Source organism: Spectribacter hydrogenoxidans, from assembly GCF_031846275.1.
Classification (GTDB): domain Bacteria; phylum Pseudomonadota; class Gammaproteobacteria; order Nevskiales; family Salinisphaeraceae; genus Spectribacter; species Spectribacter hydrogenoxidans.
This window is the reverse complement of the sequence record NZ_JAVRIB010000022.1, coordinates 19,702-28,230: the sequence shown is the minus strand read 5'-3', so window position 1 is coordinate 28,230 and position 8,529 is coordinate 19,702. Positions and strand designations below refer to the sequence as shown.

Below are 8,529 nucleotides of genomic sequence, written 5' to 3'. Positions count from 1 at the left end.
GAAGGCGTCGCCTGCAGGCCGTGCATGGCCCCGGCGTAATCCGCCACCACGGGCCGGGCGCCGGGGAGCTTGCCAAGCCGGTACTTGGTGGCAATCTCCCAGGCCGATACCGCGCTCACGAGCAGCTTGGTATCGGCGCTTTCCAGCAAGGCACGCACGCGGGCCGGCAACTTTGCCGGCTCCATCAAAGCCCAGAGGAAGATATGCGTGTCCAGCAGGAGCGTCATCGCCCCTCCCAGCTATCCAGTTCCTCGGCCGGCAGTGCATCGAAGAAACTGTCGTCCACTCGGCCTTCCATGAAACCCAGCCGACGCTCGGCCTTTTCCAGTGGCATGAGCCGCGCATAGGGCTTACCGGCCCGGGCCAGGATGATTTCCTCACCCGCATGGGCTCTCGCCAGCAGCCGGGACAGATGGGTCTTGGCTTTATGGATATTGATCAGTTCAGACATGGCTACTCCAGACTTAGTCCGATAGCTTAGCCTGATAGTTCAGTGCGCCGTTTGCAACCGGATCGCATTAGCCGACTGAAGTCGGCCGTACGGGAATACCGGCCCAGACCACGTTCCAAGCCGTCATGATCCGCGAGTCCGGAATCAGGGTTCGGGGAACTCCTTGAGCGTGGTCCGCACCGCCGCGAGCAGTTCCGGGGCGTGGATCACCGCAATCGCATAGACCTTGTGATGATCCAGCTCGGCATAGCCGTGGGCGAGGATGTTTCGAAACCCGATAATCTCGCGTGTGTAGGGTATCCGGCTCGCGACATCGGGTGCGGCGCGGTCGAGCTGGCGCAGTGCCTCGCCGCAAATTTCCAGCATACGTTCGACCGCGGCCCGGGTTTTGTCGTCCGCCAGATACTGCGCCAAGCTATATCCGGCGGTGTAGCGGACCGCAGCGTCGGCACAGTATTCGATATCCTCCAGGTAAACCCCGGGATCACGCTGCGTCATAGACTGACGATTTGCTTTGCTCGATATAGTGGCGAAGACGGCGGTTACGGATCGTTCGCGGCTCGATCAGATCCACGGACCGCTCGAACAAGTGTTCCAGTGATTCTTTCAAGGCCAGATAATTCTCGAAGCTGTGGGCCGCATCCTGCTCGAACTCCACGATCAGATCGACGTCGCTGTCTCGCGCATCGAAATCATCGCGGAGAAGCGAACCGAAGACTTCGAGCCTGTGCACGCGGTGGCGTCGGCACAATTCGGCGATGGCCCGGCGATTGTTCTCGATCAGCGCATGCATATACGGATTGTAGTCCGCGCGAATCATGCCGTATAGGAAAGATCGGGCCAGACACCCGTATTGGATAGAAGCGCGCATCGCGCCACTCACCACCCCCGGTGATCCAGCCCCAGCTTTTCCGCCAGCGCCGCGAGCTTGCGGGTGGGTGATACCGCCACCCCCTGCCCGGCCCAGGACAGCAGGGGCAGATCGGCATGGGAATCGGAGTACATGATCACTTCGGTCGGCTCGACGCCATCGCCCAGCACCGCGCGGACACGGGCCAGCTTTTCGGCGTCGCGGCAGTTCAGGCCATTCATGCCGGCCAGCCGATCGTCGCCGGTCCAGGCGACGCGCGAACAGACCACTTCCTCGATACCCAATCGCCGGGCCAATGGTTCGACGTAGATGTCGAGACTGGCGGTGGCCAGGATCACCCGGTCCCCTGCGGCCAGGTGTTCGCGCAGGCAGTCCAGCGCGGCCGGGCGCATACCGTGTTCGAGCAGATCGTCGACGAATGCCTGCGCCCAGGCCAGCAGCCGCTGCCGCGGCTGGCCGCCGGCAACGCTGACCAGCACCGCGCGCTTGATTCCGGTTCGCCGGTTGGCCAGCCAACCCCGCACGACGCGTACCGGCAACCACAGCAGGCCAACCACACAGGCCGGATGACGGCGCAGATAGCCGCGAAGAAACGGCAGGAACGTATCGTGACGGGTCAGGGTCTCATCGAGATCGAATACCGCCACCCGCCGGGTGCCGACGGCCGCCGACCCACTGGGATCGGCTACCTCCGCCTGCATTCCCGGCCCCCGATCACCGTGGGCATGATCAGCCGGCCACGGCCTCGGCGGCTGCCGTGGCCTCACCGGGCCGGACCTGATAACCCGACTGCTGCAGCACCGTTTCCAGCGCGGCCAGACAACGGGCGACGTTCTCCGGGCGGCTGCTCTGGCCCATCAGGCCGATGCGCCAGATCTTGCCGGCCAGCGGACCGAGACCCGCGCCGATTTCGATCCCGTGGTCTTCGAGCAAGCGCCGACGCACGCCGGCCTCGTCCACGCCCTCGGGCACCCGGACCGCATTGAGTTCTGGCACCCGTTCCGCTGCGGGTACGGCCATGGTCAGGCCCATGGCTTCCAGTCCGGCAACCAGGCCTTCGTGGCAGCGCCGATGGCGCGCCCAGACCGATTCCAGCCCTTCTTCCAGAATCATCACCAGCGATTCATGCAGCCCGTAGAGGGCGTTCACCGGCGCGGTGTGGTGATAGGCCCGCTGGGCGCCGCCGCTCCAGTAGCCGGTCAGCAGCGACAGGTCCAGGAACCAGCTCTGTACCGGCGCCTGGCGTTCGTTCATCACGTCCTGGGCCCGCTTGCTGAAGGTCACCGGCGACAGGCCGGGCGGGCAGGACAGACACTTCTGTGTGCCGGAATAGCAGGCGTCGATGCCCCAGTCGTCAATGCGCACGGGCACCCCGGCCAGCGAGGTGACCGTGTCCATGAGCACCATCGCCCCCGCCTCGTGGGCGATCTTCGCCAGTGTCTCGCCATCCGACAGGGCGCCGGTCGAGGTTTCGGCGTGGACGAACGCCACCAGCTTCACCGGGCCCACGCGCTTGAGTTCCGCGCGCAAGGCCTCCGGATCGACGGCGCGGCCCCAGTCCTGGTCCACCGTAGTGACCTCGGCGCCGGCGCGGCGGGCCATTTCGGCCAACCGGCCGCCAAACACCCCATTGACGCAGACCACTACCTTGTCGCCGGGCTCCAGCAGATTGACGATGGTGGCTTCCTGGCCGGCGGTGGCCGGACCGGAGATGGGCATCGTCAGATCGTTGTCGGTGAAAAACACCGCGCGCAGATGCGCCTTGATCTGGTCCATCAGGCGAATGAACTCGGGATCGAGATGCCCGATGGTGGTACGACCCATCGCGGCAAGCACGCGATCGTGCACGTCGGAGGGGCCGGGCCCCATGAGCAGGCGTTTGGGCGGCTGAAAACTGGTAAGCGTCACAGGCGGGTGCTCATCAAAGTCAAACCAGCGCGGTACGATACTGGATTCGCCGCAAGCTGGCTAACCCCTGCCCGCCGGGCGGCACCTTGAAATGGGTGCCTTGCCCGGCGCGTTCCGTCGCCTCGATGTCCGCCAAACAATGCCCAGAGTCCGTCCCATCAATCCCGCCCAGATTCGGGATTTCGAGCAGGCCATCGGCCGCCCGCTCGCCCGCGAGGTGCCGCTGGCGCCGCTGACCACCTTTCAGGTGGGTGGAACCGCCGAGTGCCTGCTCGAAACCCGTGGCGCGGACGACCTGGCAAACGCCGTGCGTGCCGCGCGCCGACTGGACATCGACTACCTGCTGCTGGGTTGCGGCGCCAATCTGCTGGTCGGCGACCGCGGCCATCCCGGACTGGTGATCCGCAATAGCAGCGGCGCGATCAACGTGGCCGGCCATCGGCTCACCGCGGACAGCGGCGCCATCATGTACCCGGACGTCATCGACGCGGCGGTTCACCGCGGCCTGTCCGGCCTGGAACATTTCGTCGGCATCCCCTCCACCGTCGGCGGGGCGCTGTGGCAGAACCTGCATTTTCTGTCGCCGCCGCCCGAGCGGGACCGCACCATGTTCATCGCGGAAGTGCTGGAAAGCGCGCAGCTACTCACCGCCGAGGGAGAGTACCGGGAGGTGGGTGTGGATTACTTCCGGTTTGGCTACGACTACTCGGTGCTGCACGACCGCGACGACATCGTGCTGTCCGCCACCTTCGCGCTGACCCCGGCCGACGCCACACGGCTACGCGAGATCATGGCCGCCAATCTCGACTGGCGCGGCCAGCGTCATCCGCCGCTGGGTACGGAACCCTCGGCCGGTTCGATCTTCCGCAAGATCGAGGGCATCGGCGCGGGCCGGCTGATCGACGAGTGCGGCTTGAAGGGACTGATCTGCGGCGGCGCGCAGATTTCACCGCGGCACGCCAACATCATCGTCAACCGGGGCGGCGCCACTGCCGCCGATATCTGCGCGCTGATCATGCACGCGCAGCAAGTGGTGTCGGCCGAGACCGGTCACTGGCTCACGCCCGAAATCGGGTTCGTGGGCGAGTTCGCGCCGGTAACGCGGCTGCCCGCCGACACGCGGGCGCCCTGAAATAAAGTTGTCATCTGACGCTGGCAGATTACGAATTCGACAGCGGCTTCGGGGGCATGCCCCGTGTCGCGGGCCGACCTGCGGGTCGGCTTTTTTGTGGGCGGCGTCAGCCGGTCGTTACGCCCGTTTCAAACAGGGGTAGGGCCGAATTCATTCGGCCGGTTTGCCCGGGCGCCATGGTCGGTGACAGCGTCAGGCGCGATGAATCGCGCCCTACGGCCTGAGCGTCGTGGATCGGTCGCGGGCCGATTCCGGCTCAATCCCGAAACGACGGGTCGCGCCGATCCAGCTTGCGCAGCAGACCCGGCCAGGCAAGCTTGCCGCCCAGCCCGCGCGTGACCTTGTCCGCCTGCTGCTTGATGCCGGCCACGATCGGATCGGGCACTTCCCGCAGGGTCTGACCGGTGCTCTGCGCCAGCACCTGTATCTGGCAGGCGCTCTCCAGCAGGTACATGGCCAGGAAGGCGTCGGCCACTGTCTCGCCCACGGTCAGCAGCCCGTGGTTGCGCAGGATCAGATTGTTGGCATCGCCCAGGTCGGCCACCAGTCGCGGCTTTTCGTCCTCGTTGAGGGCCACGCCCTCGTAGTCGTGATACCCCAGCGAGGCCAGCGGAAACAGCGACTGCTGCGAATAGGCCCGCAGGCCTTCGTCCTGAACCGACACGGCGATGCCGTTGCGGGTGTGCAGGTGCAGCACACAGAGCGCGTCCTCGCGGGCGGCGTGGATGGCGCTGTGGATGGTGAACCCGGCCGGGTTGGTGTCGTAGGGCGAGTCCATCACCTTGTTGCCCTCGGCGTCGATCTTGACCAGCGAGCTGGCTGTAATCTCCTCGAAGAACATGCCGTAGGGGTTGATCAGGAAATGGTGCTCGGGCCCGGGCACCCGGGCCGAAATGTGCGTGAACACCAGGTCATCCCAGCCAAACATGGCCACCAGCCGGTAGCAGGCGGCCAGATCCACCCGGCGTTCCCACTCGGCGTCACTGACCTGGCGACGGACATCCTGACTGGTTGTAGCGGCTGTCACCATGAGCATCCCCTTCGGTGGCGTATCGGGACCGTCGGCACCGGGCTGATGCCGTCAGTTGTGTGATGCCGACTCTAACCCGCGCCGCACCACTGGCGCGAGCCGCTGTCCAAGCCCGTCACAATGTTACGATCACGCGCTTTCGACTGGCCGCTTGCCGCCCGGCACGGCACAACGAGGATTGATGATGATGCTGACCCTTTCGAGTGTGCGCGGCCCCTGGCGGCGCCTGGCCGGTGCCGGCGTGCTGATGCTGGTCCTGCCCCTTGCCCAGGCCGCAACCTATGAAGTCACCGTGCTCGACGACACGGTGGCCGCGGACGGCGACTGCACCCTGCGGGAGGCGCTGGACAACGCCAATGCCAATGCGGTCGATAACGAGGACTGCCCGGCTGACGGCACGCCGGGCGACGACATCATCACCTTCGCCAGCGGCCTGGCCGGCAACACGCTGGAACTGCCCACGATGGCGCTGGCAGTCAACGACGCGGACGGCAACACGCTGACCATCGACGGCGGCGATCCTGACATCGACAGCAATCAACCGCGGGTTCTGCTGGACGCGATTGCCGGCGACGATGCCGATCACCGAGTACTCGAAGTGGACACACCCCTGACCCTGCAGCGGGTCAATCTCGCCGGCGGCCGGGCAACCACCGCCAACGGCGGCAACATCATCGCCCGCGCCGCGCTGACCCTGGAGCGCGTTGACATCGTCAACGGTCTGGCAACGGGCACCACCGCGGGTACCGGAGCCGGAGGCGCCATCTATATCGATGCCGGCGGCAGCCTTACCGCCAGCGGCAGCAGCCTCAACAACAACACCGCCTATCGTGCCGGCGGCGCCATCGCCGACGGCTCCGGCGCACCCGGTAACGTGCAATTCTCGGGCGGTTTCATCACCCGTAACGTGGCCGGCGAGCGCGACGAGGATGGCAACAGCGAGGGCTTCGACCCCGCCGACGGCGGCGGCCTGCATCTGCCCAACGGTGGGGTGCTGCAGGAAGATGCCAACGTCAATAACAACCTGGCCACCGGCAACGGTGGCGGCATCTGGCTGGGCGGCAGCGGCACGCTGACGATCACCGCGTCCAATCTGACCAGCCACGATGCCGAAGGCGAGGGTGGTGGCAATATCTACAACGATGGCGGCGCCATCGAGATCGTCGAAAGCACCATCACCGACGGCGATGCGTCCGGCGAGAACGGAGACGGCGGCGGCATCTTCAGCCGCGGCGGCAGCATCCAGATCAACGGCAGCATTCTCAACGCCAACTATGCCGCGCGTAACGGCGGCACGCTCGCCCTGTTCGACGGCGCGTCGTTTACCGCCAGCCGCGTCGCGTTCGCCAACAACGGGCTGCAGCCCGATCCAGAAGACGGCAGCAATATCCGCACACTGCGTGGCGGCGGCATCTACGTGGATGGCGCCAGCACCGTGGCGCTGGACACCGTGTCCCTGCGCGGCAACGGCGCTGCCATCGCCGGCGGCGCCATCTGGAGCGACGGCGGCACCTTCACGGGCAGTCAGATCGACGTCACCAGCAATGGCGCGGCCGGCGCGGATGTCGGTCAGGGCGGCGCGGGTGTCTATCTGGCCAGCGGCAGTCTCGACTGGAGCAATTCCCGCCTGCGCAACAACGCGGCGGACGGGGAAAGCGGCTCCGGCGGCGCCCTGTTCAACGCCGGTGCCGACGTCACGCTGACCCGGACCGAACTGTTTCGCAACACCGCCGAACGGGCCGGCGCGGCGATCGAAATGACCGGCGGCAACCTTCAGCTGAATCAGGTCACCCTGGGCGGAGATGATGAAGCCGACGGCAACATGACCGGCAGCAACCCCGGCAACGGCGGCGGGCTGCATGTCAGCGGCGGCACCGCCCGCATCGACGACTCGGTGGTGGCCTTCAATTCGGCCAGCCAGGGCGGCGGGCTCTGGAATGGCGGCAACAGCACACTGGTGGTGACCAACAGCACCATCTCGGGCAACGAAGCCACTGTCAGCGACGGCGGCGGCGTTTATCAGATCAGCGGCGGCAGCAGCCAGCTGCGTTTCAGCACGGTCGCGCAGAACCGGGCCGCCGGCGATGGTGGGGGCTTGGCCGTGGGCGCGACACCCACGCCGGACATCGCGCTGGCCAGCAGCCTGGTCACCGGCAACAGCGCCGATGGCGAGGGCAACGACTTCGTGGCCGATGCCGTCGAGGTCGACGCCAATACCGTCACCACGGGCGCGGATAGCCTCGACGAACTCCAGCTATTCGGCGGCCCCACCACCACCCACCCGCTGCAGGCGGACTCTCCCGCGGTCGAAGCCGGTGCCGACGCGCTGTGCAACGACCCGGCCGTCAACCTGCGCGACCAGCGCGATGCAGAGCGCATTACGCCCTGCGACAGCGGCGCCTTCGAACGCGCGGACGCCCCGCGTCTGACCGTCACCAACACCGCACCGGAGGCGATCAACGCCACCCTCGACAGCGACCTGCTGGTGCTGGCCTTCCGCCTGGAGAACACCGGCGACGACGATGTCACCCTGAGCGGGTTCCGCGCGGACATGTTGCTCAACAGCGGGGTCGAGGCACTGATCGGGCTGCGACTGCGTGACCTGGATGCCCCGCTGGAATTCGAGATCGTCGTGGACGAGAACGGCAACGGCATCCTCGATGACAACGAAACGGACGTGGTCGGCACCGGAGACGGAACCGGCACCCAGTTCCAGTTCGACGGCGGCGCCGGGCGAGTATTCGACGCGGGCGAAAGCGAAAGCCTGCTGGTCGTACTGCGCGCCCTGCCGGAGCCGGAAGATCCGGCCGACCCGCTGGTGCAGAACTGGCAGGTCGATGCCCCGCTGATGGCCGGCGGCCTGCTGGCCGGCCTGCTGGTGATGGTCCGCCGTCGCCGTGGCCGCCACAGCTGGCTGATGCTGGCGGTGCTGGTGGCCGTGGGCCTGAGCGCCTGCAGCGAAGGCGACGAAATTCCGCCGCCGGACCCGATCTTCTTCGGCGATCCGGCGATTCAGGGTGATGTCCGTTTCCGGCTGTTGGAACTGGAAGCCGCCGGCAGCACGGACAACGTGGTCGTCGGCCAGGGTCTGCCAGTGTTCGGGCCCGGGATCCTGATCAACCTGTAGATCCCATCCG

The 8,529-nt window shown here is 66.5% G+C and carries 9 protein-coding genes; 2 read left to right on the top strand and 7 right to left on the bottom strand.

Annotation, left to right across the window (positions count from 1 at the left end; translation table 11 throughout):
* From RM532_RS14930 to RM532_RS14905, 6 genes are all read right to left on the bottom strand, one after another.
* On the bottom strand, window positions 1-227 hold a 227-nt coding region (locus RM532_RS14930; RefSeq protein ID WP_311654140.1), incomplete at its 3' end, for a type II toxin-antitoxin system VapC family toxin.
* Window positions 224-451, bottom strand: coding sequence for a type II toxin-antitoxin system Phd/YefM family antitoxin (locus RM532_RS14925; RefSeq protein WP_311654139.1), 228 nt, complete (start codon window positions 449-451; stop codon window positions 224-226). The genes RM532_RS14930 and RM532_RS14925, both read right to left, overlap by 4 nt.
* Before the next feature lie 144 nt (window positions 452-595).
* Window positions 596-949: a HepT-like ribonuclease domain-containing protein gene (locus RM532_RS14920; RefSeq protein WP_311654138.1), complete on the bottom strand. Its 354-nt coding sequence runs from the start codon at window positions 947-949 to the stop codon at window positions 596-598.
* Window positions 936-1,271 carry a nucleotidyltransferase family protein gene (locus RM532_RS14915; protein ID WP_311654137.1) on the bottom strand — a complete coding sequence of 112 codons (336 nt, stop codon included), beginning with the start codon at window positions 1,269-1,271 and terminating at the stop codon, window positions 936-938. The genes RM532_RS14920 and RM532_RS14915 overlap by 14 nt, the downstream gene beginning before the upstream one ends.
* A 59-nt stretch (window positions 1,272-1,330) precedes the next feature.
* Window positions 1,331-2,023 (bottom strand): HAD-IB family hydrolase, encoded by a 693-nt coding sequence (locus RM532_RS14910; RefSeq protein ID WP_311654136.1) that lies wholly within the window; start codon window positions 2,021-2,023, stop codon window positions 1,331-1,333.
* 28 nt (window positions 2,024-2,051) lie between these two features.
* Window positions 2,052-3,230, bottom strand: a complete 1,179-nt coding sequence (locus tag RM532_RS14905; protein WP_311654135.1) for a pyridoxal-phosphate-dependent aminotransferase family protein — start codon at window positions 3,228-3,230, stop codon at window positions 2,052-2,054.
* Window positions 3,231-3,369: 139 nt separating this feature from the next.
* Here RM532_RS14905 and murB point away from each other — a divergent pair, with 139 nt between their 5' ends.
* Complete coding sequence (murB, locus tag RM532_RS14900) at window positions 3,370-4,362, top strand: UDP-N-acetylmuramate dehydrogenase (protein WP_311654134.1); 993 nt, start codon at window positions 3,370-3,372, stop codon at window positions 4,360-4,362.
* 256 nt (window positions 4,363-4,618) lie between these two features.
* On the opposite strand, the gene RM532_RS14895 is transcribed toward murB, so the two are convergent.
* The gene (locus RM532_RS14895) at window positions 4,619-5,392 is read right to left on the bottom strand and encodes a class II aldolase/adducin family protein (protein ID WP_311654133.1); all 774 of its coding nucleotides are present in this window, start codon (window positions 5,390-5,392) and stop codon (window positions 4,619-4,621) included.
* A gap of 181 nt (window positions 5,393-5,573) precedes the next feature.
* Between RM532_RS14895 and RM532_RS14890 the strand changes: the two genes are divergently transcribed.
* Window positions 5,574-8,519 (top strand): choice-of-anchor Q domain-containing protein, encoded by a 2,946-nt coding sequence (locus RM532_RS14890; RefSeq protein WP_311654132.1) that lies wholly within the window; start codon window positions 5,574-5,576, stop codon window positions 8,517-8,519.
* Window positions 8,520-8,529 lie beyond the last annotated feature (10 nt).